The sequence below is a fragment of the Streptomyces hundungensis genome, from assembly GCF_003627815.1.
Lineage (GTDB): Bacteria > Actinomycetota > Actinomycetes > Streptomycetales > Streptomycetaceae > Streptomyces > Streptomyces hundungensis_A.
Genome location: NZ_CP032698.1, coordinates 978,733 through 1,004,316, shown reverse-complemented (window position 1 = coordinate 1,004,316; position 25,584 = coordinate 978,733). Strand labels below are relative to the sequence as shown.

Genomic DNA, 25,584 nt, shown 5'->3' with positions numbered 1-25,584 from the left:
GGTGAATTGGGCGGTGGGGAGCGGCAGTTCGGGGACTCAGACCGCGCTGAAGTGCGAGACCAGGAGCGCGAGTCGGCGGTCGTGCGCGCGCTCGGGAAGGCGGCCGCTCCGGGTGAGGGCGGCCAGGCCGTGCAGGCTCGCCCAGTACGTCTCGGTGAGGAGGTCGACGTCGTCGCCGTCGGCGGCCATCGGGGCGACCGCCTGACGCAGTTCACCGAAGGACGTGCGCAGTTCGACCGGAGCGTCGGCCGTGGCGAAGGGCAGGTCCACGGCGAGCGTGAACATGGCGTCGTACAGCGCCGACCGGCGCCGTGCGAACCGCGTGTACGCCTCCGCGACGGCGGCGAGCGCGCCCCGTTCGTCCGGTGCGCCGGTGCGGGCCGCCCGCAGGTCCCGCCCCAGTTCGGCGAAGCCCTGGACCGCGACCGCGGCCATGATGGCGTCCTTGCCCTTGAAGTGGCTGTAGAGGACCGGCTGGCTGTACTCGACCTCGGCGGAGAGGCGCCGGGTGGTCACCGCGCTCCAGCCCTCCGTCTCCGCGAGGTTCCGGGCGGCCTCCACGATCAGCCGCTCACGCTCTGCCCGTTCGCGTTCTCGGCGCGTCTGAATAGTCACGAGAGAAACTCTAGCAGCGCTAGCCAACAGAGTGCCACTCTGATAGCTTCGCTCGTGCCTCTAGCGCCGCTAGCGCCAACCGGGCTGAGCGCCACCCGGACTGAGCATCACCCGGGCTGAGCACCACCGGACTGAGCAGCAGCCACCCCAAGGAGCCGGACATGACCGTCACCGCCTACACCCTCGCCGTCGTGCTCGACCTGTTCGTCGTGTTCATCGGGGCCCGCTTCCTCCTCCAGCCCGCACCGGCCGCCGCCGGCTATGGCGTACCCGCGGCGCGCGGTGGCGGCGACCCCGCCTACCTCACGATCAAGGGACTCAGGGACCTCACCTTCGGCCTGATGGGTCTGGCCCTGCTCGCGTTCGCCGGAGCGCGGGCCGAGGCGTGGTTCATGCTCCTCGTGACCCTGGTCCCCCTGGGCGACACACTGATAGTGCTGCGCCACGGAGGGGCGAAGGCGGTCGCGTACGGCATCCACTTCGCCACCGCCGTCGTCGTCCTCATCGGTGCCGTCCTGCTGTTCTTCGTCTGAGCCCGACCAGGACCGACCCGCCCCGAGGAGCGTCAAGTGTCCTTCGTCCAGCCGGAGTTCTACCCTCACCGACGGCGCGAACGGAGCCGCCCCGCACCACCAGAGCAACCACTTCCTGGCCGGCGAGGTGTGGGACAAGCGCCGCTGAGGAGCGCGGTCCAAGCCCTCACCCGGCCGTGCGCGCAACCGGCCCGCATGAGGTCCGCGTCCTCCCCGAGTCAGCAGCATCGAGTTCACCGAAGGACTGGCTCATGACCGGTACGGCCGCCCGTTACCTCTATCTGACCCGCCACGGCGAGGCGTTGCCCGACGAGAGCGGCCTGACGGAGGCGGGATGTCGCCAGGCCGAGCTGCTGGGGAAGCGGCTCCACAAGGTCCCGCTGACGGCGATCCACCACGGGCCGCTCAACCGTGCGGAACAGACGGCGCGGATCATCGGCGACCAGCTCGACGGCGTTCCGTTGCGTTGCTCCGAGGTGGCCGGGGACTACGTCCCGTATCTGCCCACACGCGAAGAGCTGCCGCCGGAGGCAGCCGACGCCTGGATGGAGTTCCTCGCCCAGTTGACGGCCGAGGAACGTGAACAGGGCCCCGGCCTCGCACCGGCCGCGCTCGCACGATTCACCGGCCCCGTGAGCGGCGACGTACCGCGCCACGAGCTCCTCGTCACCCACAACTTCCTCGTCGGCTGGCTCGTCCGAGCCGCCCTCGGCGCACCGAACTGGCGATGGCTGGGCATCAACCACGCCAACGCGGCCCTGACCGTCATCCGGTACGCACCCGACCGCCCCCCGGCGATGCTCCTCTTCAACGACACCGGCCACCTCCCCGTCGAACTCCGCTGGACCGGCTTCCCGCAGGAACTCCACGTGTGAGGCCCCGGGCACGCCGATGCCGAGGGTGAACTGAGCTGCGCGGTACGGGAGTTCGGGGTGTCGGACCGGGCGCGGCTGCCGATGTACGAAGTCGAGGTCGCGGGGGCGGAGCTACGGCTGCTCGGCTCGGCCGCTCACGGCGACGGCCGCACCGAGCCCGATCATGGCCAGCCCACCGGTACCGCCGATCAGTGCCATCTTGCGAGGGGAGCGGCCGAGCCAGGTTCGGGCGGCGGAGGCGGTCAACCCCCAAATCCCGTCGGACATCAGTTGCAGCAGAGCTCCGGCCGCGCCGAGGACGAGCATCTGAACGCCGGCGTGGCCGGCGTCGCGGTCGACGAACTGCGGCAGTACCGCGGTCAGGAAGACGACACTCTTCGGATTCGTCACCCCGACCGTGAACCCCGCCCACACGGACCGCCGTCCATCCGAGTGCGGGGCGGCGACATCGGCCGCCTCGGACCGCCCCCGCCAACTCGCCCACAGCGCCCGCGCGCCGAGAACCACCAGGTAGGCGGCGCCCAGCAGCTTGATCGCTTGGAAGACGAGTACCGACCTTTCGACGATGCTGCCGACTCCCAGAGCCACCGCGGCAACCAGCACGCACCCGCCCAACGCGTTGCCCAGCACCGAGGCGAGCGCCGTCCGACGGCCATGGGCGAGGGCGCGCCCGATCACGAACAGCACGCTCGGCCCGGGAATGGCGGACAGAAGAACGGACATGGCGCAGAAGGCCAGCAGCTGATGGACGTCGATCATGAGCCGGATTCTTCTCCGCCCGGGTCCCTCGGCACAAGACCGCCTTTTGGCCTAGGACCAGGTCAACGCCTGAAGTGGTGAGGACGGGGAGTGAGGGGTAAGGGGCGAGTTATGGGATCTCTGAGTTCGCCGGTGTTGTTGGCGCTGTTCGTGGCCAGCGCGGCAGTGATTTGGTACGCGGGCATCAAGCTGTCCGACACGACGGACGTCCTGTCCGAACGGCTGCACCTGGGCAGCGCCCTGGGCGGCCTGATCATGCTGGCCATCGCGACGAACCTGCCCGAGGTCGCCATCACGGCGAGCGCCGCCATGAGCGGGCAGCTCGATGTGGCGGTGGGCAACATCCTGGGCGGCATCGCGCTCCAGACCGTGGTGCTGGTGGTGTTGGACGCCGCCGGGGTGCGCCCGAGGGCCCCGCTGACGCGGCTCGCGGCGAGTCTCGTACTGGTCCTGGAGGGCGTGCTGGTGATCGTCGTGCTGGCGGTCGTCGTCATGGGCACCCAACTGCCCGGCGACCTGTCGTTCGCCCGCGTCGACCCCGCGTCCTTGTCCATCACCGCGCTGTGGATCGTCGGCCTGCTGCTGCTCAACCGGGCGGGCAAGGGCCTGCCCTGGCACGAGGGCGGCGACGCGCCCGGCGCGCAGCCGGAACCGCGGGGCCATTCCAAGGGCAAGAAGGAGAAGTCCGCCTCCGACAAGGGAATCGGCACCACCCGAGCCGCGCTCGTCTTCGGAGCGGCTGCCGTGGCGACCCTGGTGGCCGGTGTGGTCATCGAGCGCAGCGGCGAGGAGTTCTTCGGCCGCCAGGGCCTCTCCGGCATCCTCTTCGGCGCCACCGTGCTGGCCGCGGCGACCTCCCTGCCCGAGGTCAGCACCGGCCTGACCTCCACGAAGCTGGGTGACTACCAGCTCGCCATCAGCGACATCTTCGGCGGCAACGCGTTCCTGCCGGTGCTGTTCCTGCTGGCCACGCTCATCTCCGGCAAGCCGGTCCTGCCCACCGCCCACCACACCGACATCTATCTGACCGCCCTCGGCATCGTCCTGACCGCCGTCTATGTGGCGGGCCTGGTCTTCCGGCCGCAGCGCCAGTTCCTCCGCATGGGCGTCGACAGCCTTGCCGTACTGGTCATGTACGCAGCCGGAATCGCCGGGCTCGCCACGATCAGCGGCTGACGTGCAGGGGCCCCGCCACGATCAGTGGCCGACGTGGCGAGGCGGGTCGTGGGCGGACCCGTCGGCGGGTGGGGTCACTTCCGCCAGAACAGGTGGTGCTTCACCCCGCTGGGGCTGGGCACGACCTCCAGGTGGAACCGGTCGAGCAACTCGTCCGGCGACTCCCAGAGGCGTACCCCGGACCCGAACTTCACCGGCGAGACCGCCACATGCAGGGTGTCGACGAGATCGGCGTCGAGGAACTCCCGGATCGTGGTGGCTCCGCCGCCGAGCCGGACGTCCTTGCCCTGCGCCGCTTCCCGAGCCTGTTCAAGAACCGTGGCCGGGTCCCCGTCCACGAAGTGGAACGTGGTGTCGGAGAGCGTGAACGAAGGACGCTTGTGGTGGGTCATGACGAACACCGGGGTCCGGAACGGGGGTTCGTCCCCCCACCAACCGCACCACTCGTGGTCCTGCCAGGGCCCGCGCTGGGGGCCGAACTTGTTGCGGCCCATGATCTCGGCGCCGATGTTGCGGGCGTAGTCCCGGGTGATGTAGTCGTCCAGGCCACGGCTCCCCCCGGGGTCGGTGCGCATGGGCCAGCTCGCCGTGGCGCCTGCCCAGGCGAACAGGCTCCCGGGGTCGACATGACCGAACGGCCTCTCCAGGGTCTGGTCCTCGCCGGCACCGATCCCGTCGCTCGAAACGTTGAAGTTCTGGACTCTCAACAGCTGAACCATATGTTCCTCCTGGGGCGACCGTAACGGTGATGAGACTCCCCGAGCCGGACAAACTCATCGCCGTGCCGGTGACCGCCGGAAGTCGCTTGCGACGGCGGCCCGGCGGAAGCCCTCAGTCGGGAAGCGAGCCGACGTCGACGACGATCTGCCCGGCGGGAAGGAGCCCCCTCGCGCGTCGAACTTCCGCGCCGATGGCCGCAGTCGTCGTGCGGGCCGCCCGTTCACACGTCCGGGTGAGGGCGACTCACACCTCCGGGTGAGCGCCGCCGGTTTCCGCGTCCGTCCTGGTCGATCCCGTCTACCGTGGACGACCAGGTGGTCGCCGCCGACTGCCCCCGTGTCTCATGCTGGAGGGTGCCGGGTGCAGTACCTCGCGTCCATGTGGCGGCGGCTGCAATACCGGTTCGACAACCTGGTCTCACGCAGCACGTCCGCTCTCATCGGCTGGCTCCTGCTCATCTGCCTGGCCGCCGTCGTTCCCACGAGCGTGCTGCTCGTGCAGACGGGCCGTCGGCCACCCGCCACCCTGACCGAACAGGCGGTGGCGGTGTGGGTGAGCGTCGGGCAGACGTTGAAGATCGGTGGAGCGGTCGGCCCGCCTCTGTATGTGCTGGCCTCCGTGCTGCTGGCACTGGTGGCGCTGCTGTTCGTGTCGACGCTGGTCAGTCTGATCACCACCGGGATCAACCGGCGGATCATGCGGCTGCGTCTGGGGCACTCCACGGTGCTGGAGGTCGGGCACACCGTGGTGCTCGGCTGGTCCGACCAGATCTTCCCCGTCGTCTCCGAGCTGGTGTCGGCCAACTCCAACCGGCCGCGAGCCGCCATCGCCCTCCTCGCCCCCAAGGACAAGGTGGAGATGGAGGACGAGATCAGTGCCCGGATCACCACGACCGGCACCACGACCATCGTCTGCCGCAACGGCTGCACCACCGACCCCGCGGTCCTGGCGAGGGTCAGCCCGCACACCGCGAAGGCCGTTCTCGTACTGGCCCCCGGGACGGATGACGGTGACGCCCATGTCGTGAAGACGCTGCTGGCTCTCAACGCGCCCGCCCTGGGCGCCGCCGCGGAGCAGAGCGCCGCACGCCCCGCCATCCGCAAGCGGGACGAGTCCCGCGAAGACGCGGACACCGACCCGAAGCGCCATGCCGCCGCCGGGGCCGGTATTTCTGAAGTCGGCGCGGGGATCGGCACCGCCGTCGTGGTCGCGGCCGTCCGTGACACCCGGAACCGGCTGACCGCCACCCTGGCCGCCGGACCCCATGGACGCGTCCTGGCCGTCGACGACATCGTCGCGCGTCTCCTGGTGCAGACCGCGCGCCAGCCCGGTCTCTCGCTCGTGTACCAGGAGTTACTGGACTTCGCCGGCGACGAGTTCTACGCCGTGCCCGCCGACGCGCTCGCGGGCCGCACCTTCGGGGACGCCCTCCTCGCGTTCCTCACGTCCTCGGTGGTCGGCCTGCTGCGCGCCGATGACGAGGTCGTCCTCAACCCGGACGCCGAGACGACGATCACGGCCGACGACCGGATCATCGTGGTCACCCGCGACGACGACACGGCCGTACTGGAGGACGCCACGCCGTACGTCGACGCGGACGCCTTCGCCACCGCGGCCCCTCGCGCACCCCGCCCGGAGCGGCTGCTCCTGCTCGGCTGGAACCGTCGCGCTCCCCTCGTCGTCGGCCAGCTCGCCTCGTACGCGAGCGCCGGGACCACGCTGGACATCGTGGCCCTGGAGGACGGCGAGACCATGTCTGTCGCGCACGAGGTGGCGGCCGAACAGGGCCCGATCGAGGTGCGGTTGCACTGCGCGGACATCACGGACCCGGTCGTCCTCGACGCGCTGGACGTGCCGTCCTACGACAGCGTGATCGTCATCGCCGACCCGGGCACCGTGGCGGCCGAGCACCTCGACTCCGGCCCGGTCAGGCCGGATGTGGACGACGGGACGCTGGTCACGCTGCTGCATCTGCGGGCGATCGAGGAGAGGACGGGCCAGGAGATCGCGCTGACGACGGAGATGTCCGACGACCGCAACCGGCTGCTCGCACCGGCGCGGGAGGGTGCCGACTTCATCGTCAGCGGACGCCTCATCAGCCTCCTCATGTGCCAGATCTCGGAGAGCCCCTATCTGGCCGTCCTCTTCGACGAGTTGTTCACTTCGGAGGGAAGCGAGCTGTATCTGAGGCCCGCCACGGACTACGTCCGGCCGGGGGGCGAGGTCACGTTCGCCACGGTCGTCGCCTCGGCGCGACGCCGCAAGGAGTGCGCCGTCGGCTACCGTCTCCGCGCGCAGTCCGCGCAGAGCCCGATGTACGGGGTCCGGCTCAACCCCGACAAGCGTGAGCCGGTGCGGCTGACGGCGGAGGACTGGGTGATCGTGGTCGCCGAGGACTGAAGGGCCGCCGCCCGAGCTGTGGCAGAGGAATCAACTGGACTAATTGCGCGCCGAGTTGGCGGGCTGGTGGCACCCCGCCACGGAGGATCACTGGCCGTTCGATATCTCAAGAGACCGCGCATGGATGGCTCGCAGCACGTCCGTATACGCGACGTAGAGCTCCCACATGACATTTCCCGTCTGGGTGACCCACGCCTTGAAGGCCGACTTGTTGACTCCGTTCTCCTTCTCCTTCCGGTCGTGAGCGTCCTTGTCGAAGATGATGTCGAGGAGTTGCTGTTTGGTCGTCACCGCGAGCACCACCGCGGCCCCCGGTGAATCCGGCCAGCCATAGAGGTACTCGAGTTCGGCGACGGCGGTCCTCATGGAGCCGGCGAACGTTCCGTAGCTCCGGGAGTTCGTGTCGCCCGCCCGCCCGGAGCCGCCGCCCTTCACGGCCATGGCCGACTCGAACGCGTGGTTCGCCCGCTGCACCTTGGCGTTCTGGGCGAGATTGGCCAGCGCCGTGATGGCGGCCGACTGCCCTCCCGCCGCCAGGGCTGCGGGAGACCCCTCGTCAAGCGCTGCGATGTCGTCAATCACCTTGAGAACCGTGTCACCCAGGCCGTTGAAGAGATGATCTCCCTGTTTCGGCCCGTCGACCTGGTCCCTGGAACTGCCTTGGGCAGTCTTCTTTCCCGCGGCCTTCGCGCTTTTGGTGTCCTTCGCTCGCTGTATTTCGGTACCGGGCGCCGAGTGCGCGTTCTCGACGTCCTGTGTGCCGCTCCGGTCTCCGCCGCTCTGCGACCGCTGGAGCGAGGGGGCTCCCGCCATCACCCGATGCGCGTTGGCCTCTGCTTCTCTCTCGTACCGGTCGGACGGGTCGGAGACCTTGAGCCCGGAACCGTTGTCGGTGCCCGCGACGGGGCCCCGACGCTGTTGGATGACATGGGTGAGCTCGTGCGCCAGGGTGTGTTTGTCGGCGCCGCCGTCGCCGATGACGACATGGCTGCCGCTGGTGTAGGCGCGGGCCCCGACTTCCGCGGCGGAGGCCTTGGCGGCGGAGTCGTTGTGGATGCGGACATCGGAGAAGTCGGCTCCGAGCCGGCTTTCCATGTCGGTGCGGGTCGCGTCGTCGAGGGGGCGTCCGGTGGTGCGCAGGACGTCGTGGACGGCGGAACGCTGCACGGCAGGATGTGACGCCTGTTCGGTCTGCTGATGGCCGCAGCCGGCACCGTGCTGGTGCTGGTCCTGCGCCCAGGCGTGGCCCGCCTGCCGAAGCATCTGGACGACGGCGGCGTTGCCCGCGCTGCTGTGCAGGGCGGCGAGCCCCTCGGGTACAACGGCGCCCCTGCCCGGCGTACGGGCGGCGGAACGGACGGACTTCATGCCCTCGTGAGTCTGGGCCTGGTCGTTGGCGTGCATCGAGTCCTCTCACGAGCGGCTGCCCGCGGTGCTGGGCGGGGGAGCGTCCGTCGACGGGAGGCTGGTGCTGTGTCGAGGGAGGCTTCCCGAGGGAACGCGTGATGGTTTCAGCCGGCACCAACGTTTCCCTAACCCCATTGCGGGTGCCGCGTTAGTGGCTCACCTACGCGGGCGAGAGCCCTGCGGTGCGCGCTGCCCACGCCTGAAGCCCGCTGAAACCGCGGTAATGCCCCGCTGAAACCTGCGGCGCGCATGGTCCTCATCAACGCGGTGGACGCAGCCGCGGAGGACAACGAGTCACAGGAGAGCATCATGCAGAAGTTCGCCACCGCCGCCCCGATGACCGCCGTCATCGCCATCCCGGCGGGCCGGGTCCGGATCATCGCCGGCGACCAGGAGTACACCACGGTCGAGGTCAAGCCCGCGCAGGCCGGTAAGAGCCGGGACGTGAAGGCGGCCGAACAGGCCGCGGTCGCCTACGACAACGGCGTCCTGCGCGTCGAATCCCTGGTGGGCAACGAGTACTTCGGCCCTTCGGGCAGCCTGGACGTGACGGTCGAGCTGCCCGCCGGTTCCCGTATCGAGGCGACGGCGGGCAGCGCCGAGTTCCGCACCCTGGGCCGCCTGGGCGATGTCATCTTCGACGGCGCCCACGGCAGCGTCCACCTGGAAGAGACAGCCGCGTTGCGCCTCACCGTGCAGGCGGCGGACGTCACGGTCGGCCGCGTCGCCGGCGACAGCCGGATCACCGTGGCCAACGGCGACATCCACATCACCGAAGCCCTCCACGGCACCCTCGCCCTGCACACCCAGGCGGGCCACATCACCGTCGGCGCCGCTCGTGGGGTGTCCGCGACCCTGGACGCGGGCACGTCATACGGCCGCGTCGAGAACGCCCTCCGCAACACCCAGGGCGCCGAGTCCACTTTGAACATCCACGCGACCACCTCCTACGGCGACATCACCGCCCGCAGCGTGTGAAGCAGGGGCCCGCTCAACTACGGCGCAGCCCGCGCTCGATCCGGTACTGCTCGACGAGTTCCTCGAAGTCCTCGGCGTCGCCCTCGCGCACCAGGACGGGCCGCCCCTCGCCCACGAGGGCGCGTACCTTCTCCGCCACCTGCATGGCCCGGTGAGGGGATGCGTACACCCCCAGGATCAGCACCATAGAGGTGTCACGGGGGCCGTCGGCCTGCTCGGCGAGGCTGAAGCTCCAGGGGACTTCGCAGGGTGGCTCATGGTCGGGGTCCGGACACAGCAGGCGCTCCACGGGCTCCTGGAGCCCGAGTGCTTCTTCCGTGTCCGTGCAGTCCTGGATCCGGATCTCATGGACACGCGGCTCGGCTCCGGTCGGCGGCACACATCCTCCTCATGCGGTTGCGTCCGGCACACCATAGGGCGTGGGGCCCGGACAGTGTCAGTAGGACCACCCCCCATCCGGTGTTCAGGCCCAGCGACGGGGTGCGCCGGGAGCAGCAGAATTCAGGTCGCCGGATCGGTGATGAGCGAGCTGTGAGCGGCAGCCCACCATCCGGGCCCACGACCCCAGGGGGACGAGCATGAACGAACACTTCGCCAGGCGCCTGACGGGACTTGCCGGCATCGCGACCGCGGCCGCCTTCATCGTGGAAGTGCCCCTGTACTTCATCTACTCCGGCCCGCCGCCGGACGCCAACGTCCTCGCCCGGCTGCTGATCGGGATCCTCGCGCTGGCGTTCCTGGTCGTCTTCGTGACGGCCTTCCGTGAACTGGTCAAAGCGGCGCACCCCGCCTACGAATGGGTCGGCACGATGGCTTTTGCCAGCGGGCTGGTCTACGCGACGATCGTCCTGGTCTCCAGCGGGCTGGAAGCCGGCGCCGTCATCGCCGCCGACCACCCGATCGACCCGACCATCACGGTCAGCGGCACCTACATCCTGTACGGGTCCATCAGCCGGCTCATGCTGGCGCTGTTCCTGACCGCGCTGGGCTACGCAATCGCCCGTACGCGCCTGCTGCCGCGCTGGGCGGGCCGTTCGGCCTTCGTCCTCGCGGGAATCAACCTGTTCTTCGTGCCGTCCCTGTTCTTCGGCAACGACCCAGCGCACTTCTACGCGGCGAACGGCTGGGGCACCACGGCCCTGATGGGCGCGATCTTCAGCTACTGGATGCTGGGCCTGGGCGTTTCCACCTACCGCAGTGCCACCCGCGGCAGCGTCGCGTCCTCACGCCTCGGAGGGCGATCGCGTACCCGCTGGTGACGGCTCCGGGGCGCCCGTCACCCGTTCGCCCTTCGTGTGACCTCCTGCCTGCTCCGCTCGGCCTCCTACTGTGTGCCGGGGCCGAGCGGAAGGTGCGGAGGATGGGTTCTTCTGATGTGCAGGGGAGGCTCTGGGGACAGGCCTCCGAGGACTGGTTGGGTGTCGAGCGTTTCGCTGTTCCGTCGTACGAGGCGGTGTTCGACCTCCTGCGGATCGGTGCAGGGGTGCGTCTGCTGGATGTGGGGTGCGGGGCCGGTCTGGCGCTGCGGATGGCGGTGGAACGCGGGGCCGACGTAACCGGTCTGGACGCGTCCGAGGGGCTGCTCGACATCGCCCGCCGACGCCTGCCGGGAGCCGATCTGCGCCAGGGCGAACTGGAGGAACTCCCTTACGCCGACGCCTCCTTCGACGCGGTGACCTCGTTCAACGCCGTTCAGTTCGCCGCCGACCCGGTGGCGGCGCTGAGGGAAACGAAACGCGTCACCGCTCCCGGCGGCCGGGTGGCGGTGTTGACCTGGGGCGATCCCGCGCGGTGCGAGACCCGGCACGTCTTCGAGGCCATCGCGGAACTCCTGCCGCCACCGCCGGCGGGTGCGGCCGGTCCGTTCGCCCTCAGCGCCCCCGGCGCGCTGGAGGCTCTCGTCCAGCGCGCCGGCCTCACCCCCGAGGACGACGGCGAGGCCGAAGCCCCCTTCACCTTCCCCGACGTGGACTCAGCGGTACGGATCCAGATGTCGGCGGGGCCGTTTCGATGTGCCATCGAGGTGGCGGGCGAGGACGCGACCCGCGAGACGTTGCGAAAGGCCTTCGCGCCCGCTCGCCAACCCGACGGCTCGTACCGTCAGGAGAACGTCTTCCGGTACCTCATCTGTCGCTGAGAGCCGGGCGGCACCGAGAGGGTCTGCCCACCTCACGTCGGCAAGCCTCAACCCTGGGCGGTGGGGCGGACGTTGATCTCGCCGATCTCGACATCCCCGGGCTGCTCGATGGCGAAGGCCACCGCGCGGGCGACCGCGGCCGGTGGGATGCCCATCGCGTCCATGTTCCGGCGCGTCCGCTCGCGGAAGTGCGGGTCCGCCATGGAGTCGGCGAGATCGGTGCGGACGTACCCCGGAGAGATGGCCGTCGTGCGCACCACTCCGTCAGTGGACTCCGCCCGCAGCCCTTCGTGCACGGTGCGCACCGCGTTCTTGGTCGCGGCGTAGACGGCCATCGAGGGAGATACGGACAGGCCGGCCACGGAGACGATGCTGACCAGGTGGCCCGAACCCTGCTCCCGGAAGACGGGCAGTGCGGCGGCGACACCGTTGAGCATGCCACGGAGGTTCACGTCGATCATGGCCGTCCACCCCTCGGTGTCGAGGGCGGCGAGCGGACTGATCGGGGCGATGCCCGCGTTGTTCACCAGGACATCGAGCCGGCCGTACGCCTCGACGGCGGTGGAGACCAGGCGTTGCAGGTCCTCGGCCTCGGTGACGTCGACGGCGCACGAGACCGCCCGGCCACCCTCCTCCCGGATGTCCCGCGCTATCGCGTCGACCCGCTCGGCGCGTCGTGCCGAGAGGACGACCGCGGCGCCGCGCCGCGCGAGAAGGCGGGCCGTGGCTTCGCCGATGCCGCCGCTCGCGCCGGTGATGGCCACGGTCTTGTCGTGAAGAGAGTCGTGAAATGAGTCGTGACGTGAGTCGTGAAGAGAGAGCACTGGCGTCTCCAGGAAAGGTAAAGTGGACACGTGTCCACCGCGCGATCGACTGTATCGGACACGTGTCCGCTTGTCAGGTGTGAACGTCAGGAGAGGTCCATGAGCACGACGGGGCGCCGTCCGGATGCGGCGCAGAATCGGACCCGCATCGTGGAGGCCGCCCGGGCGGCCCTGGCCGAGTCCCAGCACGTCCACCTCAACGAGATCGCCAAGCGGGCCGGGGTGGGGCAGGGGACGCTCTACCGGAATTTTTCCAACCGCGAAGCGCTGCTTGCCGAGGTCTACCGACGTGACGTCGATGAACTCGTCGCCGCCGCCACCGACCTGCTGGCGGCGCACGAGCCCGGGGAGGCCCTACGGAAGTGGCTCGACCGGGTGATCGACTACGCCGAGGTCAAGCGGGGTGTCCTGGCGGCGCTCGAACCGGAGGCGTGGCAGGACCTCGTCGCCCACAGCCACAACCCCATCGAAGGAGCCCTCGGCCTACTGCTGGACGCCGCGAAGGCGGCCGGCTCCATCCGTACGGATGTGGGCGCGCGCGGGGTCCTTCTGCTCATCGCCTACCTCAGTCGGGTGCGTCACGACGAGTGGGAAGCGATGGCGCGGCCACTGATGAACGTCATCTTCGACGGCCTCCGCCGTCAAGGCGCGGATGGCTGAGGGTAGTTGGGGCGCGGGCGCTGGCCCTGGGACGGCGGCCGATCGGCGGACGGCCCCGCCCTCGCGAGAACGTCGCGAAGACGGGGCCGTACGGAGCGGGATGCGCGACCGTCAGTGGCAGAAGCGGGACCCGCCGAGGTCGAACCCGGCTTCCTTGTTGTAGTTGTCCCAGTTCTTGTCCACCACGCCGTCCAGGCCGCCGACGATGCTGAGGTTGCCGGCCGAGCCCTGGTTGGTGAAGCCGCCGCCGCAGTTGTCGTGGTCATTGTCGTAGTCGTGCGCGAAGGCGGTGCCGGTCGCGCCCAACAGGGCGGTCGCGGTCAGAGCGGTGGCGGCCAATACGGTACCGATACGCATGGGAATCCTTCCCTCATGACGAACATGCGGACGATAGGAGATCCCCCTTGCGCACCGTTCCCAGAGGGGCGACGGCAAGACTCCACCCGAACGGCGGGACGCACTCACCGCCTCGCACGAAACGGACCGGTCCACGAGCCGCCGAACGGCCGAGGCGCGACGCGGAGCTCGCCAGACCGGTCGCCGTCGGACCGGTCGTCGGCGGACCGGGACGGCTTGGGGCCGGCGTCCGGCCGGACCTCACGCGGACGGCGAGAGCTGTTCGCGCACCCACGCCGGGTCGGGGTTGGTGTGGGGCCGACCCGCCACGACGACCGTCGGCACGGTCTCGTTGCCGTCGTTGGCCGTTCTCACCTCTGCCGCGCCGTCGGGATCGCGCCAGATGTTGACCCAGTACAACTGACGGGCGCCGCGGCCCAATCGGATACGCAACCGGATGCAGTACTGGCAGCCCGGCCGCCAGAAGACGACGGGTCGGCCGTCGATCTCGCTGAGACGCCGTGCCTCCGACGCGCCGACCGACTTCGGAAAGATCAGCGGCGAATTCACACCCGCGAGCAGTACGAACAGCAGCAGGACGGCCGCAGCCGTCCCGGCCGTCCCACTGGAAACCAGTCCGGCCGCAAGGGCCGATCCACAGAGCATCAGCAGTATCGGCACAGTCCAAGCGCGCATCATGAGGACGAAGGCTACCGAGGACTCAGCTCAGTTGTTCGGCCAGTGCCAGGATGATCCCGCTCGGCCCGCGGAGGTAACAGAGCAGGTAGCTGTCCTCGAAGCGCGTCACCTCGCCGACGAGTTCGGCGCCGTGCGGGCGCAGGCGGGCGAGGGTGTCCTCGATGTCGTCCACGGCGAACATGACGCGATGCAGACCCAGCGTGTTCGCCGGCGTCACCGCCGGTTCAGGGGTGATCGCCTCAGGGCTGTGATACTTCGCCAGCTCCAGCCGCCCCGGCGCGTTCGGGATCCGCATCATCGCGATCTCGCTCCGCATCTCGTCGAGTCCGACGACGCTTCCCGCCCAGCGTCCGTCGATCGGCATCCTGCCTTCGAGCTCCATGCCGAGGGCGGTGAAGAAGGCGACGGCGGCGTCCAGGTCGTCGACGACGATGCCGACATTGTCCATGCGCTGAATGGTCATGCCGCCCACGATAGGGGCCGGGTCTGACATCGTCGGCGGAGCCGGCCGCCCCGGCCCGTCGCCGCCTTTCCTGATGGGCTGCCCGCCGTCGGCCCTGAGGCAACCACGCACGAGCGGAGAGCCGTCGCGGTCAACCAGCTTGCCGTGCAAGGGGGTTGACGGTGACGACGTGAGGGCCGGGTCCCCTCGGCGGTGGGGGGCCGGTGCGCTCCGTGCGCGGGACGCGAGGGGTCGTAGGACCGAAGGGCCGAAGGGCCGCCCGTGAGAAGGGTTGTCCGACCCGGCCTCTACCGTGGGGGCATGGTTGATCCGACGCCCCTGCCGCCCACCCTCCACCCGCTCTTCCCCGACGGCGCCGCCGAGCAGTCCTCGCTCGCTACTCCTCTGCCGCCGGGCCGGCTGATCACCCCGGCGGGATCCGAGGGGAACGCCCCGGTCATGTGGCTGAGCGACGGGCCGACTCCGACCGGGCTCTGGGAGAAGCTGCATCGGGAGCATGCGCGATCGGGGCTGTGGCCGCTGCTGCTGACCCATCCGGCAAACGACCCGGACTTCCGCCCCTGGGCCACGGGCGAACTCGCCCCGGGGCAGTCGTCCGCGCCCGACTTCCACGACCCCGAGGCCGTCCTGCGAGGCTGGTGGAACGCCTTGGTCGACGGCAGCCCGGACCATCCGCAGGACGCGGCGGAGCGGCTTCAGATGCTGGAGCCGTACGGTCCTGACTGGCCCGGCCTCGCGCCCACCCCGCGCCCGGCGGCCGGGGACGCTCCGGCCGATGCCGCCGATGCCGCCGATGCCGTGGCCGGCTGGCTGCTGGACCACGACCCCAAGCTACGGATCGGACTCGTCCGCGCGGACAGCGGCGCCGAAGCGCTGGCCGCCTGTGGCTGGACCGGAGCGGCCCGCCACGCGGACACCGGCGCGATCGCCGCGGTCCTGCGCGGGTGGGAGCAGCGGTATGGAGCCCGCCTTGTCGAGGTCGGCCCGGGCGGCCTGCGGCTGAGCGTGACGGCGCGGCCGGACGGCCTGGAAGAGGCGCTGCCGGTGGCGGCCGAGCATGTCGCGTTCTGCCCCGACAACGTCTTTCGCGGCACTGAGAGCCTCACCGACTACGCCGAGGAACTCGTCGAGGAGAAGTGCTGGTCCTTCTGGTGGCACTGACCGGTCCGGCGCCGAGCCGTGGGCGGATCCGCCCGGCCCGGCATTCGCTCGGGAACATCACCCGTTTCGGTAGTCCTTGGTAGACCACCCTCCCGGTCGGGGTAATCCCCGGAGGACCCACCACCGAACCGCTGGAGAAACCATGCGCATTCGTTCCGTATTGGCCGCTGCCGTATTCGCCGCCGTCACCACCCTCGTCGCGGCGCCCATCGCGACCGCCGCCGACGCCCCCGGCACGTTCCTCTACCAGCAGGGCGAGCGGACCGGCGCCTCTGTCGGACACGGAGCCGTGAACACGGGTAGCGAGGGTTTCCTGGCCATCAAGTTCACCCGCTGACGTAGCACCGGGACGTAGCAACGGGGCCTTGGCGCGATGCGCCGGGGCCCCGTTGCTACGTCGGGCTCCTCGACATTGGGTGGTGGGGTGGGGTGGTTTCCTTCGATTTTGGGGGTGGTGTGTGGTCCGGGCCACGCCTCTCGAAGGGTACGTACGGTGACATTGGGTGAGTTTCGGGCATTTGGGTGGTGAGGCGGCCCACAGGACCCACGTCACATACGGCCGGGGTTAGTGGGTTGAGGTGCCGCGAGACCGTGTGCGGGCAGGCCTGTCACCTGGGGGTTTGGTGCAGGCGGTGGGTGGGTCGGAGGTCCTTGGGTGTGGGGTGGGGTAGTAGGTGGGGGGCATTGCCAGGGGGCTGGGGGGTGGGTAGAACTGGATGAGTCGCCGGGCGGCACCGGGTGGTTTCACCCGCCGCAGACGAACCCCCTTGCTTGTGTGAGTGGTTTCCGCATGTCCCTGGCATGCCGCGACCGTCCTTGTTCCCTTTGGAAGGCTTCTCTGTGTCCAACGCTGTCATCCGCCGTATCGCCGCTTCGAAGAAGACTCTCGCGGGTACCGTCGTCGCCGTGGGTGTCGCCGGTTCTCTGTTCGCCACGGTTCCCGCTCAGGCGGCTCCGGTGAACGCGAAGGCGATCGCCCAGCAGATGATCAAGGACCCGGCTCAGTTCGCGGCGTTCAGCAAGATCGTGTCGCAGGAGAGTGGCTGGGACCACACCGCCACGAACTCCTCCTCGGGTGCGTATGGTCTGGTCCAGGCGCTGCCGGCGTCGAAGATGGCCTCTGCCGGTGCGGACTGGAAGACCAACCCCGCAACCCAGATCAAGTGGGGCCTGGACTACATGAACTCCCGCTACGGCAGCCCCGTCGGCGCCTGGAACTTCTGGCAGAACCACCACTGGTACTGAGCCACACCCAGCGACACCCAGACACACCACAACGCTCGGCCGGAACCCCCGGCCGAGCGTTGTCGTATCCCCGCCCCGAGACGACTGGGTCTGGACCTGACCATACGGACCATGGGCGGTGAGGGAGTGCCCCCCCGGTCTCAATCGGCGGCGGTCACGCCCCCCTCGTTCTCGTCCTCTTTTCGTCGTCGGCACACCTGGCAGCCGCCGCTGGGCCGCCCCAGGTCGGAGAGGCGGCCTCGCCCCACCGAGTTGCACCGGGTGCAACGGAAGGACCAGGGCGCCGTGAACCCGTGGAACGCCTCCAAGGGCTCAAGTCCCACGGCACGGAAGCTCGACGCGGCCCACTGGGCGCTGCCGCGGCCGCCCAGGGAAACGGCCGCGTCCGCCTTCCGTTCCGCGTAGTACGGGCTCTTGTACGTCGGTTCGGGCCGATGGCCGCGCTGCGCGGTCAGCCATGCGCGGACCCACTTGGGACGTTCGACGTCCGCGACCTGGCAGGCGGTGAGGAAGGCGTGGAGCTGCTTCTGGGTGCGGGGAACGGCACGCCGGCGAAGGATCCGGTGGGCTGCCGATCGGGAGAGCGGCCCGTGCTGCGAGGCTTTCGCCTCCGCGCGCTGCTCCATCAAGCGCATGGAAGGCGCTCCGTTGCGGTCGTGGAGTTCGATCAGCGCGTCGCTCAAATCCTTGAGGTCCGACACGAGATCGAGCAGAGGGCCGGTCGGCCGGGGGCCCGTCAGCTGTCTGCGCTGTTCGCGCTGCGCGGCCCGCCACAGCTCGCGTGCCTCGCCCTTCCCCCCGCAGGCCTGGTCGAAGGCGACGGCGACGGCCAGCGTGGGCAGGGTCGTTCCACTGGCGGCGCGTTGCAGGGTGGAGGGGCTGAGTTCCGCGCGTTCGCTGAGCTGTGTGTAAGTGAGGCCCATACGGGTTCGTTCGCTGCGCAGATACGTGGCCAGCCGGCCGAGCGCGCTGGTGGCGGAGGGCAGGGGAATCTCTGGACGCGCCATGGCAACCCCTCACCCCTGCGCGGCGAGATGGGCCATCACCCTGCCCGTCAGGCGCAGTGCCCTGGGCGGTCCGGCGGTCGCCAGACGGACTGCCCAGCCACCCAACACCGTTGCCACCAATGGGAGTTGGAGGGCGACGGCCTGCTGCGTTCCGGTCTGGGTCAGAACTCCTGACAGCACCACGATGACGATCACCACAGCGGTTTCGGCACCACCGAAGCGGCGGGTGGGGGTGGCTCCGTGCGCTAGGCACGAAGCCACCGGACGGCGGGGAAACACGATCGGCCTCCTGAAGGCTGGGGTCCGGTGGCCAAGCATCGGACACCGTCGGTATGTGGGCTCCAACTCGGTTCTCTGCAAGGGTGGTTGGCGCCACCCGGCTTTGCAGGACGGGGAGCATCGTGTCAGGCCCGCCGGGCCTGGGCGGCCAGTTGATTCCGATGTGTCTTGGCATGGAAATCGGCGGTCATCGTGACGAGGACGGCCGGTCCGTATGGGACAACGAATGGGTCAACTCGTCGTGCGGCTTGACCTGGGGCCGGAGAGAGGCCCCTCGGGCGCCGGGTGCCCAGAGCGCCGTAGCCCTCGGTGATCATCTCATTCTGTCCCAATTTCATTTGCTGCTGTTTGGGGACACTGCCACCATCCGGAGTGCGTCGGTGTACGGCGACGCCTCCCTGATCGCTCCTGGCTCCAACCACGGCAGAACGGGGAACACCGCACGGTCACGTTGGCGCGTGACCCTGCCGAAAGGGCCGACCCAGCACCCACGGGGTCGGCCCTTGTCGTGCTCGGGTCAGGCCGGCCGTGCATCCTCCTTGAGCATGTCGGCGCACTTCTCGCCGATCATCATCGTCGTGATGCACGGGTTGACCGTGACCAGGTCCGGCATCGCCGAGCCGTCCGCGACACGGAGCGCCTCGATGCCCTTGACGCGCAGCCGGGCGTCGAGCGGGGCGCTCGTGTCGTCGTCGGCGCCCATTTTCACCGTGCAGGACGGGTGGTAGACGGTGTTGTGGGTCTCCGCGATGTAATGAAGAAGCTCGGCGTCGGTCTGGACGTCCGGCCCCGGCGCGAGTTCGGCCCCGGCCCACGGGGCGAGTGCGGGCTGCGCGGCGATCCGGCGGGCCAGCCGCAGGCCGTACGTCATGACGCGTACGTCGTGCTCGTCGGTGAAGTAGCGCGGGTCGACGCGCGGCTTGTCGCGGTAGTCGCGTGTCCTCAGCCGTACGGTGCCGCGGGAGCGGGCGCGGGTGACGTTCGGTGTCAGGCAGAACGCGTTCTCGCTCGTCGGGTAGCCACGTCGGTAGGTGTTCATGTCGAAGGGCATCGAACCGTAGTGGAACATCAAGTCGGGCCGGTCCAGGCCGGGTTCGGTGTCGACGAAGATGCCGATCTCCCACCACTGCTGGGACGTGGCCACCATGGGTTGCTTGGCCTCCCACATGATCACCCCCTCCGGGTGGTCCTGGAGGTTCTCGCCCACGCCCGGTGCGTCCAGGACCACGTCCACGCCCACGTCGCGCAGGTGGTCGGCCGGGCCGATGCCCGAGAGCATCAGGAGCTTCGGGGTGTCGATGGCGCCGCAGCTGACGATGGTCTCGCGTCGCGCGGTGACCGTACGGGAGTGGACCAGGTCCGGGGCGAGGTAAGCCGCGCCCGTGCAGCGGCGGTCGGCGTCGATCAGCAGCCGCTGGGCCCGGATCCCGGTACGTACCTCGAGGTTCGGCCGCTTGCCGAGCACCGGGTGCAGATAGGCGACGGACGAGGACTGGCGCATGTTGTTCTCGTCGGAGTTGATCTGGAACCAGCCCGCGCCCCGCACCACGGTCGTGCCGGTGTTGAAGGAGGTGGTGGGGACGTCGGCCTGCGCACACGCCTCCAACAGGGCTGTTCCGCAAGGGTCGTTGGGCTGCACAGTGCGGATCGTGACGGGACCGGAGCGGCCGTGGTGGTCGCCGGGCCCGTCGTTGCTCTCCAGACGCCGGTAGAGCGGGAAGGTGTCGGCCGCGCCCCATCCCGTACAGCCGGCGGTGGCCCAGGCGTCGAGGTCCTCGGCGGGCGCCCAGAAGGCGATGCAGGAGTTGTGCGAGGAGCAGCCGCCGAGGACCCGGGCGCGGGCGTGCCGCATGAAGCTGTTGCCGTGCTCCTGCGGTTCGACCGGGTAGTCCCAGTCGTAACCGGACTCGAGCAGGCCCATCCAGCGCTCCAGACGCAGGACGTTGTCGTCGCCGACGTCGCTGGGCCCCGCCTCCAGGAGACAGACCGTGACCGACGGGTCCTCGCTCAGCCGGGCGGCGACGACGCATCCGGCGGTCCCGCCGCCGACCACGACATAGTCGAACTCGTCCACATCAGCTCCTTCTCGTACGGTCGGTGCCGCTACGGCCCGCCGTGGGCCATGGGTTCGGGGAGGTCGTCGACGGCGTGCTCGGCCAGTACGCCGGTCTGCCTGCGCTGGACGAACCAGTAGTAGAGGAAACCCCCGACACCGACAACACCGACGAACAGGACGCCGCCCCAGCGCAGATACCAGTGCTGCGGCCCGGTGGCGTTGTAGACGGCGGCGCGCGGCCACAGCAGGTTGACGGTCATCGCGGCGCCCCAGAGCACCGCCAGGATGTTGACGGGGATCCCGAACCGCCCCAGCGAGAAGCTGCCGGGCGCCGTGGTCCACTGGCCGCGCAGCCGCTGGACCAGCAGGGGCAGCGTCACCAGGAGATAGGCGACGTAGATCATGACGATGGCGATGCTGGTGACGACGGAGAAGATCTGCGGCTGGTTGATGTTGACGACCAGGATGACGACGGCCACGACCCCGATCAGACAGGTGGCGAGGACCGGCGTCTGGAACCTGGGGCTGATCCGGGCCAGTTTCGTGCCGCCCGGCAGGTTGTTGTCCCGGGCCATCGCGAACGCCAGCCGCAGCCCCGCCGTCTGCACGGAAAGGGCGCACACGGTGATGGCGATGACCACGCACCACAGCACGACCACGCCGATCGTATGGCCGAGCGCCGCCTTCACCACGTACTGAAGACCGTCCACGGACAGCTCCTTGGCGTGCAGGTCCGGAGCGGCCAGCAGCGCGAAGAGCAGGATCAGACCGCCGATCAGGAAGGAGGCGACGAGCGCGCGCAGAATGGCGCGGGGCGCGTTGTGGGCGGGGTCGATGGACTCCTCACCGAGCGAGGAGGCCGTGTCGAAGCCGTACATCACATACGCCGAAGCGAGCGAGGCGGTCAGGAACGCGCCGAGGTAGCCGAGCGACTGCCCCTGTCCATAACCACCGGTCTCCACGATGGCGCTCGGGCCCCGGGTGATGTGCACCCCGAGCAGCACCACCAGGGCGACGGCCGCGATCAGCTCGATGAAGACGCCACCGGAGTTGATGGTGGCCATGAGCTTGACGCCGAACGCGTTGACCAAGGTGGTGAACAGGATCAGGATGGCGCCGAGCAGCACCGCGTTGGCGGCCGCGTCGTACTTGCCGGTGCCGTCGCCGATCACCTGGAAGACGCTGGAGATCTGAGGGAGCGTCAGTTGGTAGGCGAGGGCCACGGCGGCCAGCGACACCATCGTCGCGACCGTCATCATCCAGCCCGCCAGCCATCCGACGTGCGGGCCGCCGCAGTGCTTGGACCAGTTGTAGACCGAGCCCGCGACGGGGAACCGTGCGGCGAGCTCACAGAAGCACAGGGCCACCATCAGCTGGCCGAGGAAGACCATCGGCCAGGACCACCAGTAGGCGGGCCCGCCGAAGCTGACGCCGAAGTAGAACAGCTGGAAGGTGCCGGTCAGGATGGAGATGTAGCTGATCCCGGCGGCGAAGGTGTGGAAGTTGCCGAGGGTTCGCTTGAGCCCGGGCTTGTAGCCCAGCTCGGTGAGCGCCGCGTCCTGGTCGGAGGACGCGCTCTCGGCCGGTCCCTCCGGACCGGGCGGGGTGTCCGCCATGGCAGGTCTCCTCGTTCCGTGCGGGCAGGGAGCAGGCCGGCGGTCAGTCGAACCAGCGCTGCGGTTCCGGCGCCGTGTTGCGCCAGATGTGCTTGGCCTCGGTGTACTCGGCGAGCCCGGCGGGACCCAGTTCGCGGCCCACACCGGACTGCTTCATCCCGCCCCACTCGGCCTGCGGGACATAGGGGTGGAAGTCGTTGATCCAGACCGTGCCGACACGCAGACCGGCGGCCATCCGGTGCGCCCGGCCCTCGTCCGTCGTCCACACCGCCCCGGCCAGGCCGTACACGGTGTCGTTCGCCAGCGCCAGCGCCTCCGCCTCGCCCCGGAACCGCTCGACCGTCACGACCGGGCCGAACGACTCGTCCTGGACGACGGACATCTGCGGGGTGCACTCGTCGAGGATGGTGGGCGGGTAGTAGAAGCCGTCGGCGAGTGCCGGGTCGTCGGGCCGGGCACCGCCGAGCCGCAGCACGGCGCCCTCCGCGACACCGGCGGCGACGTACGCCTCGACCTTGTCGCGGTGGGCGGCGGAGATGAGGGGGCCGGTGCGGGCGTGCTCGTCGAAGGGGCCGCCCATGCGGATCCGCCCGGCGCGCGCGGCGAGTTCGCCGACGAAGCGGTCGTGCAGCTCGTCCTCCACCAGCAGCCGGGCACCGGCCGAACAGACCTGCCCCGAATGCAGGAAGACGGCCATGAGCGCGTAGTCGACGGCGGTGTCGAAGTGGGCGTCGGCGAAGACGATGTTGGGGTTCTTGCCGCCGAGTTCGAGGGCCACCTTCTTCACCGTGGGAGCGGCGGCCGCCATGATGCTCCGGCCGGTGCTCAGGCCGCCGGTGAAGGAGACCAGGTCGACCCGCTCGTCCGTGGTCAGCGGCGCGCCGACCACCGCCCCTGGGCCGAGTACGAGATTGGCGGCCCCGTCCGGAAGGCCGGCCTCCTGAAGGAGCCGCATCAGCATGATCGCGGTGTGCGGGGTCAGCTCGCTCGGCTTGAGTACGAAGGTGTTGCCCGCGGCGAGCGCGGGCGCGACCTTCCACGCGGTTTGCAGCAGGGGGTAGTTCCACGGCGTGATCAGCGTGCAGACTCCGACCGGCTCGTGCACGACACGGCTGTCGACGGACGCGGTGCCGGTGTCGACGACCCGGTCCGTGCCGGCTGAGGCGACGAGGTTGCCGAAGTAGCGGAAGCAGTTCGCGATGTCGTCCATGTCGTACTCCGACTCGACCAGGCGCTTGCCCGTGTCGAGGGACTCCGCCCGGGCGAAATCGGCCTTGTCGCGGACGAGGAGGTCGGCCACCTTGACCAGCAGTGCGGCCCGGTCCGCGACGGAGGTGCGCGGCCACGGACCGCGGTCGAACGCGTCCCGCGCGGCGGCCACCGCCGCGGCCGCGTCCTTGGGCCCGGCCTCGTCCACCTGGGCGACCAGGGAGCCGTCCGCGGGGCACCGGATGTCCCGCTTGCCCCCTTCCGCGGCCGACGTCCACCGGCCGGCGATGAACAGCTCGGGCATGAATCCTCCAGGTCAGGCCGTACGGATCGGCCGGCACGGGCACACCGGCCGCTGCGACACGGGCCGTCCTCACGACGACATGTGACCTGCCACACCTAGCACGTACCGGCCCGTCCCGCGCGGCGGCACGGTGAGCACCCCTCGCTCACCCATGCCGCAGCGCCGGACCGGGGGACCGCCGCCATGCGGTCAGTACTGGGGGACCTGCTGGGGCATCGGCGGGTAGTGGGGTTCCTGGGGGAACGGAACGGCTGACGGCTGGGCGGGCACGGGGGCGATGAAGTACTCGCTGTCCTTGGGGCGTTGGTCCGGCTGGCGACGTCGGGGGCGCGCCGCCGGTTCGAGGTGGGGTATGTGCTTGGAGCAGTGGACGTACGCCTCCTGCACCGTGATGCGGATCCACAGTTCCGGTTTGCGCCCGGGCGCGAGGTCGGCGGGGATCCGGGCGTGGGCCGCGAGCGGGTCGTCGGCGGCCAGCAGCGCGGCCGTCCCGTTGATGTGCAGGCCGATGTGGTGCTGGGTGAAGTCCATGAAGAGCAGGCCGATATGGGGGTTCTCGGCGATGTTCCCGGCGCTGGCGAGGACGCCGTTGCCGCGGTATTCCGGATAGGTGAGGGTGCCGTCGTCGAGCACGGTGACGAAGCCGGGGGGCCCGGCCCGGAAGCTCGCGTCGCAGTGACCCGCCCGGTCGGCGGTGGAGAGGAACACCATCGACTGGCGGCCGATGAACTCCCGCATCGGCGGCGTCAGCGCCTGGTGCACCTGGCGCGAGTAGAAGGCGTCGGCACGTTCCTGCGTGGCGAGGTGGGCCTGGAGGGCGCGTTCCCCCGGAGAGGGCACGGGGTGGGGACTGGTCACAGTGGTGCGTTCTCCTGGGGGTGTCGTGCCGGGGCGAGCGGGGTGTTGAGGACGGGTGTTTCGAGCGGGTCGTAGTGGATCCGGGACGGGGGCACACCGTCATGGATCAGGGTGCGGGCGGCGGTGGTGACCATGGCGGGCGGCCCGCACAGGAACGCTTCGTGCTGGTCCCAGGGCCCGAATTCGTGCAGTACCTGCGGCAGCGTTCCCTCCCGGCCCACGATGTGCTGGTGGGAGACGGCGGCACGGACGGACAGCCAGTGCTGGCGCTGGGCCATGCGCAGCATGTCGTCGAGGCCGTAGAGCTCCTCCGCGGTACGGGCGCCGATGAAGAGGTCGACGTAACGGCGGATGCCCGTACGGGCCGCCTCCTCCAGGATGGCGCGGATAGGGGCCAGACCGGTGCCGCCGGCCACACACACCAGATCGCGGTCCTCGGCGGACGTGAGGGCCATCTCGCCCTGGGGAGAGCCGAGTTGGACGATGTCGCCCACCCTCGCGTGGTGGACGAGAGCACTGCTGACGGTGCCGCCGGAGACGGCCCGGACGTGGAAGGTGAGCGTGTTGTCCGGGCGCGGCGCGTTGGCCGGGGAGTAGTGCCGCCAGGCCTGTGGCCGCCACGGCGTTTCCATGGTGACGTACTGGCCCGCGACATAGGGGTACGCCTGGTCGGGGCGCACGGTTATCTCCGCGATGCCGTGGCCGCGGGGGAGGTGGCCGACGATTTCTGCCTTCCAGGTGGCGGGCCGTACGCGGCTGTCGTCCTGGGCCGCGAGAATCATCACGCGGGCCGCCGTGTTGTACGCGCGTGTCCAGGCCGCGGCCATCTCGTGGGTCCAGGCATCCCCGGCGTACCGGGCCAGCGCGGCCAGCAGGCACTCGCCGACCGCCGGATAGTGCGCGTCGACCGTTCCGAACTTGCGGTGGTCGCGGCCGAGGAGCGAGCAGAACTGCACGAGGCGGTGCGGGTCGTCGACCAGCTCGATGATGCGCAACAACCCCCGCAGCAGCCGGTCGCGCTGCACGTCCATGTCGGCGGGGAAGAGCTGGCGCACCTGGGGGTAGCGGGAGAAGAGGATGGCGTAGAAGTACACCGTCATCTCTGCTGCCTGCGATTCGACGACCGCCAGGCCGGCGCGTACCAGTTGGATCTCGCGCTCGGTCAGAGCCGCGATGTCCGGTACGGGGGGCGGGTCGTGGGGCTGAAAGGCAGCAGGGGGTTCTGCGGGATGCGTGGAGGCCGTTGGCCGCGTTGGGGACGGGCGCG

General features: G+C 69.9%; 27 protein-coding genes. 11 read left to right on the top strand and 16 right to left on the bottom strand.

The genetic code is table 11. The annotated features are described in order from the left end of the window. Positions 1 to 36: 36 nt before the first annotated feature. On the bottom strand, positions 37 to 615 hold the full coding sequence (locus DWB77_RS04545) for a TetR/AcrR family transcriptional regulator (protein WP_120719997.1): 579 nt from the start codon (positions 613 to 615) through the stop codon (positions 37 to 39). Positions 616 to 776: 161 nt separating this feature from the next. On the opposite strand from DWB77_RS04545, the gene DWB77_RS04540 reads away from it, so the two are divergent. Both DWB77_RS04540 and DWB77_RS04535 read left to right on the top strand, forming a co-directional pair. Further along, a complete protein-coding gene (locus DWB77_RS04540) occupies positions 777 to 1,148 on the top strand; it encodes a DUF4267 domain-containing protein (RefSeq protein WP_120719996.1) in 372 nt (123 codons plus the stop codon). 251 nt (positions 1,149 to 1,399) lie between these two features. Next, complete coding sequence (locus DWB77_RS04535) at positions 1,400 to 2,023, top strand: histidine phosphatase family protein (RefSeq protein WP_120719995.1); 624 nt, start codon at positions 1,400 to 1,402, stop codon at positions 2,021 to 2,023. 111 nt (positions 2,024 to 2,134) lie between these two features. Here the strand turns inward: DWB77_RS04535 and DWB77_RS04530 are convergent, their stop codons facing one another. Beyond that, entirely contained in the window at positions 2,135 to 2,782 is a 648-nt protein-coding gene (locus DWB77_RS04530) for a LysE family translocator (RefSeq protein WP_120719994.1), read from the bottom strand. A 111-nt stretch (positions 2,783 to 2,893) separates the two neighbouring features. On the opposite strand from DWB77_RS04530, the gene DWB77_RS04525 reads away from it, so the two are divergent. Further along, positions 2,894 to 3,958, top strand: coding sequence for a sodium:calcium antiporter (locus DWB77_RS04525; protein ID WP_120719993.1), 1,065 nt, complete (start codon positions 2,894 to 2,896; stop codon positions 3,956 to 3,958). Between the two features lie 74 nt (positions 3,959 to 4,032). Here the strand turns inward: DWB77_RS04525 and DWB77_RS04520 are convergent, their stop codons facing one another. After that, the gene (locus tag DWB77_RS04520; RefSeq protein WP_120719992.1) at positions 4,033 to 4,677 is read right to left on the bottom strand and encodes a dihydrofolate reductase family protein; all 645 of its coding nucleotides are present in this window, start codon (positions 4,675 to 4,677) and stop codon (positions 4,033 to 4,035) included. 361 nt (positions 4,678 to 5,038) lie between these two features. Between DWB77_RS04520 and DWB77_RS04515 the strand changes: the two genes are divergently transcribed. Next, positions 5,039 to 7,078 (top strand): CASTOR/POLLUX-related putative ion channel, encoded by a 2,040-nt coding sequence (locus DWB77_RS04515; protein WP_246033405.1) that lies wholly within the window; start codon positions 5,039 to 5,041, stop codon positions 7,076 to 7,078. An 87-nt stretch (positions 7,079 to 7,165) separates the two neighbouring features. Here DWB77_RS04515 and DWB77_RS38750 read toward each other — a convergent pair whose 3' ends face one another. Then, positions 7,166 to 8,482, bottom strand: coding sequence for a DUF4157 domain-containing protein (locus DWB77_RS38750; protein WP_428985099.1), 1,317 nt, complete (start codon positions 8,480 to 8,482; stop codon positions 7,166 to 7,168). Positions 8,483 to 8,794: 312 nt separating this feature from the next. On the opposite strand from DWB77_RS38750, the gene DWB77_RS04505 reads away from it, so the two are divergent. Beyond that, positions 8,795 to 9,463, top strand: coding sequence for a DUF4097 family beta strand repeat-containing protein (locus DWB77_RS04505; protein ID WP_120727354.1), 669 nt, complete (start codon positions 8,795 to 8,797; stop codon positions 9,461 to 9,463). Positions 9,464 to 9,476: 13 nt separating this feature from the next. On the opposite strand, the gene DWB77_RS04500 is transcribed toward DWB77_RS04505, so the two are convergent. Then, positions 9,477 to 9,842 carry a hypothetical protein gene (locus tag DWB77_RS04500; protein ID WP_120719991.1) on the bottom strand — a complete coding sequence of 122 codons (366 nt, stop codon included), beginning with the start codon at positions 9,840 to 9,842 and terminating at the stop codon, positions 9,477 to 9,479. A 199-nt stretch (positions 9,843 to 10,041) separates the two neighbouring features. Between DWB77_RS04500 and DWB77_RS04495 the strand changes: the two genes are divergently transcribed. Together DWB77_RS04495 and DWB77_RS04490 are read left to right on the top strand one after the other, a co-directional pair. Then, complete coding sequence (locus DWB77_RS04495; RefSeq protein ID WP_120719990.1) at positions 10,042 to 10,722, top strand: hypothetical protein; 681 nt, start codon at positions 10,042 to 10,044, stop codon at positions 10,720 to 10,722. A gap of 101 nt (positions 10,723 to 10,823) precedes the next feature. After that, positions 10,824 to 11,600, top strand: coding sequence for a class I SAM-dependent methyltransferase (locus DWB77_RS04490; protein ID WP_120719989.1), 777 nt, complete (start codon positions 10,824 to 10,826; stop codon positions 11,598 to 11,600). A 47-nt stretch (positions 11,601 to 11,647) separates the two neighbouring features. On the opposite strand, the gene DWB77_RS04485 is transcribed toward DWB77_RS04490, so the two are convergent. After that, on the bottom strand, positions 11,648 to 12,364 hold the full coding sequence (locus DWB77_RS04485) for an SDR family oxidoreductase (protein ID WP_246033404.1): 717 nt from the start codon (positions 12,362 to 12,364) through the stop codon (positions 11,648 to 11,650). A 159-nt stretch (positions 12,365 to 12,523) separates the two neighbouring features. On the opposite strand from DWB77_RS04485, the gene DWB77_RS04480 reads away from it, so the two are divergent. Continuing rightward, positions 12,524 to 13,084 (top strand): TetR/AcrR family transcriptional regulator, encoded by a 561-nt coding sequence (locus DWB77_RS04480; protein WP_120719987.1) that lies wholly within the window; start codon positions 12,524 to 12,526, stop codon positions 13,082 to 13,084. Positions 13,085 to 13,195: 111 nt separating this feature from the next. Here the strand turns inward: DWB77_RS04480 and DWB77_RS04475 are convergent, their stop codons facing one another. The 3 genes from DWB77_RS04475 to DWB77_RS04465 form a co-directional block, all read right to left on the bottom strand. Continuing rightward, positions 13,196 to 13,441, bottom strand: a complete 246-nt coding sequence (locus DWB77_RS04475; RefSeq protein ID WP_120719986.1) for a hypothetical protein — start codon at positions 13,439 to 13,441, stop codon at positions 13,196 to 13,198. A gap of 240 nt (positions 13,442 to 13,681) precedes the next feature. Next, complete coding sequence (locus tag DWB77_RS04470; protein ID WP_120719985.1) at positions 13,682 to 14,119, bottom strand: glutaredoxin domain-containing protein; 438 nt, start codon at positions 14,117 to 14,119, stop codon at positions 13,682 to 13,684. A gap of 22 nt (positions 14,120 to 14,141) precedes the next feature. After that, positions 14,142 to 14,582 (bottom strand): VOC family protein, encoded by a 441-nt coding sequence (locus tag DWB77_RS04465; protein WP_120719984.1) that lies wholly within the window; start codon positions 14,580 to 14,582, stop codon positions 14,142 to 14,144. Positions 14,583 to 14,882: 300 nt separating this feature from the next. Here DWB77_RS04465 and DWB77_RS04460 point away from each other — a divergent pair, with 300 nt between their 5' ends. The 3 genes from DWB77_RS04460 (at position 14,883) to DWB77_RS04455 (ending at position 16,988) form a co-directional block, all read left to right on the top strand. Next, positions 14,883 to 15,743, top strand: coding sequence for a DUF4253 domain-containing protein (locus DWB77_RS04460; RefSeq protein WP_120719983.1), 861 nt, complete (start codon positions 14,883 to 14,885; stop codon positions 15,741 to 15,743). A gap of 142 nt (positions 15,744 to 15,885) precedes the next feature. Then, positions 15,886 to 16,080, top strand: coding sequence for a hypothetical protein (locus tag DWB77_RS37615; protein WP_162952425.1), 195 nt, complete (start codon positions 15,886 to 15,888; stop codon positions 16,078 to 16,080). Positions 16,081 to 16,544: 464 nt separating this feature from the next. Continuing rightward, entirely contained in the window at positions 16,545 to 16,988 is a 444-nt protein-coding gene (locus tag DWB77_RS04455) for a transglycosylase SLT domain-containing protein (RefSeq protein WP_120719847.1), read from the top strand. Positions 16,989 to 17,128: 140 nt separating this feature from the next. On the opposite strand, the gene DWB77_RS04450 is transcribed toward DWB77_RS04455, so the two are convergent. The 7 genes from DWB77_RS04450 to DWB77_RS04420 all read right to left on the bottom strand — a co-directional run bounded on the left by DWB77_RS04450 (position 17,129) and on the right by DWB77_RS04420 (position 25,417). Continuing rightward, entirely contained in the window at positions 17,129 to 17,995 is an 867-nt protein-coding gene (locus DWB77_RS04450) for a helix-turn-helix domain-containing protein (RefSeq protein ID WP_120719982.1), read from the bottom strand. A gap of 9 nt (positions 17,996 to 18,004) precedes the next feature. Beyond that, complete coding sequence (locus DWB77_RS04445; protein ID WP_162952424.1) at positions 18,005 to 18,274, bottom strand: hypothetical protein; 270 nt, start codon at positions 18,272 to 18,274, stop codon at positions 18,005 to 18,007. 517 nt (positions 18,275 to 18,791) lie between these two features. Next, complete coding sequence (locus DWB77_RS04440; protein WP_120719980.1) at positions 18,792 to 20,348, bottom strand: GMC family oxidoreductase; 1,557 nt, start codon at positions 20,346 to 20,348, stop codon at positions 18,792 to 18,794. Positions 20,349 to 20,377: 29 nt separating this feature from the next. Beyond that, on the bottom strand, positions 20,378 to 21,946 hold the full coding sequence (locus DWB77_RS04435) for an APC family permease (protein WP_120719979.1): 1,569 nt from the start codon (positions 21,944 to 21,946) through the stop codon (positions 20,378 to 20,380). A 43-nt stretch (positions 21,947 to 21,989) separates the two neighbouring features. Further along, positions 21,990 to 23,459, bottom strand: a complete 1,470-nt coding sequence (locus DWB77_RS04430; protein ID WP_120719978.1) for an aldehyde dehydrogenase family protein — start codon at positions 23,457 to 23,459, stop codon at positions 21,990 to 21,992. A 189-nt stretch (positions 23,460 to 23,648) separates the two neighbouring features. Beyond that, positions 23,649 to 24,317, bottom strand: coding sequence for a pyridoxamine 5'-phosphate oxidase family protein (locus DWB77_RS04425; RefSeq protein WP_120719977.1), 669 nt, complete (start codon positions 24,315 to 24,317; stop codon positions 23,649 to 23,651). Next, positions 24,314 to 25,417, bottom strand: a complete 1,104-nt coding sequence (locus tag DWB77_RS04420) for a globin domain-containing protein (protein WP_246033403.1) — start codon at positions 25,415 to 25,417, stop codon at positions 24,314 to 24,316. The genes DWB77_RS04425 and DWB77_RS04420 overlap by 4 nt, the downstream gene beginning before the upstream one ends. Between the last annotated feature and the right edge of the window lie 167 nt (positions 25,418 to 25,584).

Excerpts from the sequence above, each read along its gene's own strand:
- DWB77_RS04490 (WP_120719989.1), top strand. The coding sequence starts at position 10,824 with ATGGGTTCTTCTGATGTGCAGGGGAGGCTCTGGGGACAGGCCTCCGAG.
- DWB77_RS04530 (WP_120719994.1), bottom strand. The coding sequence starts at position 2,782 with ATGATCGACGTCCATCAGCTGCTGGCCTTCTGCGCCATGTCCGTTCTT.
- DWB77_RS04495 (WP_120719990.1), top strand. The coding sequence starts at position 10,042 with ATGAACGAACACTTCGCCAGGCGCCTGACGGGACTTGCCGGCATCGCG.
- DWB77_RS38750 (WP_428985099.1), bottom strand. The coding sequence starts at position 8,482 with ATGCACGCCAACGACCAGGCCCAGACTCACGAGGGCATGAAGTCCGTC.
- DWB77_RS37615 (WP_162952425.1), top strand. The coding sequence starts at position 15,886 with ATGCGCATTCGTTCCGTATTGGCCGCTGCCGTATTCGCCGCCGTCACC.
- DWB77_RS04420 (WP_246033403.1), bottom strand. The coding sequence starts at position 25,417 with ATGACGGTGTACTTCTACGCCATCCTCTTCTCCCGCTACCCCCAGGTG.
- DWB77_RS04535 (WP_120719995.1), top strand. The coding sequence starts at position 1,400 with ATGACCGGTACGGCCGCCCGTTACCTCTATCTGACCCGCCACGGCGAG.
- DWB77_RS04455 (WP_120719847.1), top strand. The coding sequence starts at position 16,545 with ATGCCGCGACCGTCCTTGTTCCCTTTGGAAGGCTTCTCTGTGTCCAAC.
- DWB77_RS04430 (WP_120719978.1), bottom strand. The coding sequence starts at position 23,459 with ATGCCCGAGCTGTTCATCGCCGGCCGGTGGACGTCGGCCGCGGAAGGG.
- DWB77_RS04525 (WP_120719993.1), top strand. The coding sequence starts at position 2,894 with ATGGGATCTCTGAGTTCGCCGGTGTTGTTGGCGCTGTTCGTGGCCAGC.
- DWB77_RS04520 (WP_120719992.1), bottom strand. The coding sequence starts at position 4,677 with ATGGTTCAGCTGTTGAGAGTCCAGAACTTCAACGTTTCGAGCGACGGG.
- DWB77_RS04540 (WP_120719996.1), top strand. The coding sequence starts at position 777 with ATGACCGTCACCGCCTACACCCTCGCCGTCGTGCTCGACCTGTTCGTC.
- DWB77_RS04505 (WP_120727354.1), top strand. The coding sequence starts at position 8,795 with ATGCAGAAGTTCGCCACCGCCGCCCCGATGACCGCCGTCATCGCCATC.
- DWB77_RS04475 (WP_120719986.1), bottom strand. The coding sequence starts at position 13,441 with ATGCGTATCGGTACCGTATTGGCCGCCACCGCTCTGACCGCGACCGCC.
- DWB77_RS04470 (WP_120719985.1), bottom strand. The coding sequence starts at position 14,119 with ATGATGCGCGCTTGGACTGTGCCGATACTGCTGATGCTCTGTGGATCG.
- DWB77_RS04465 (WP_120719984.1), bottom strand. The coding sequence starts at position 14,582 with ATGACCATTCAGCGCATGGACAATGTCGGCATCGTCGTCGACGACCTG.
- DWB77_RS04460 (WP_120719983.1), top strand. The coding sequence starts at position 14,883 with ATGGTTGATCCGACGCCCCTGCCGCCCACCCTCCACCCGCTCTTCCCC.
- DWB77_RS04435 (WP_120719979.1), bottom strand. The coding sequence starts at position 21,946 with ATGGCGGACACCCCGCCCGGTCCGGAGGGACCGGCCGAGAGCGCGTCC.
- DWB77_RS04450 (WP_120719982.1), bottom strand. The coding sequence starts at position 17,995 with ATGGCGCGTCCAGAGATTCCCCTGCCCTCCGCCACCAGCGCGCTCGGC.
- DWB77_RS04480 (WP_120719987.1), top strand. The coding sequence starts at position 12,524 with ATGAGCACGACGGGGCGCCGTCCGGATGCGGCGCAGAATCGGACCCGC.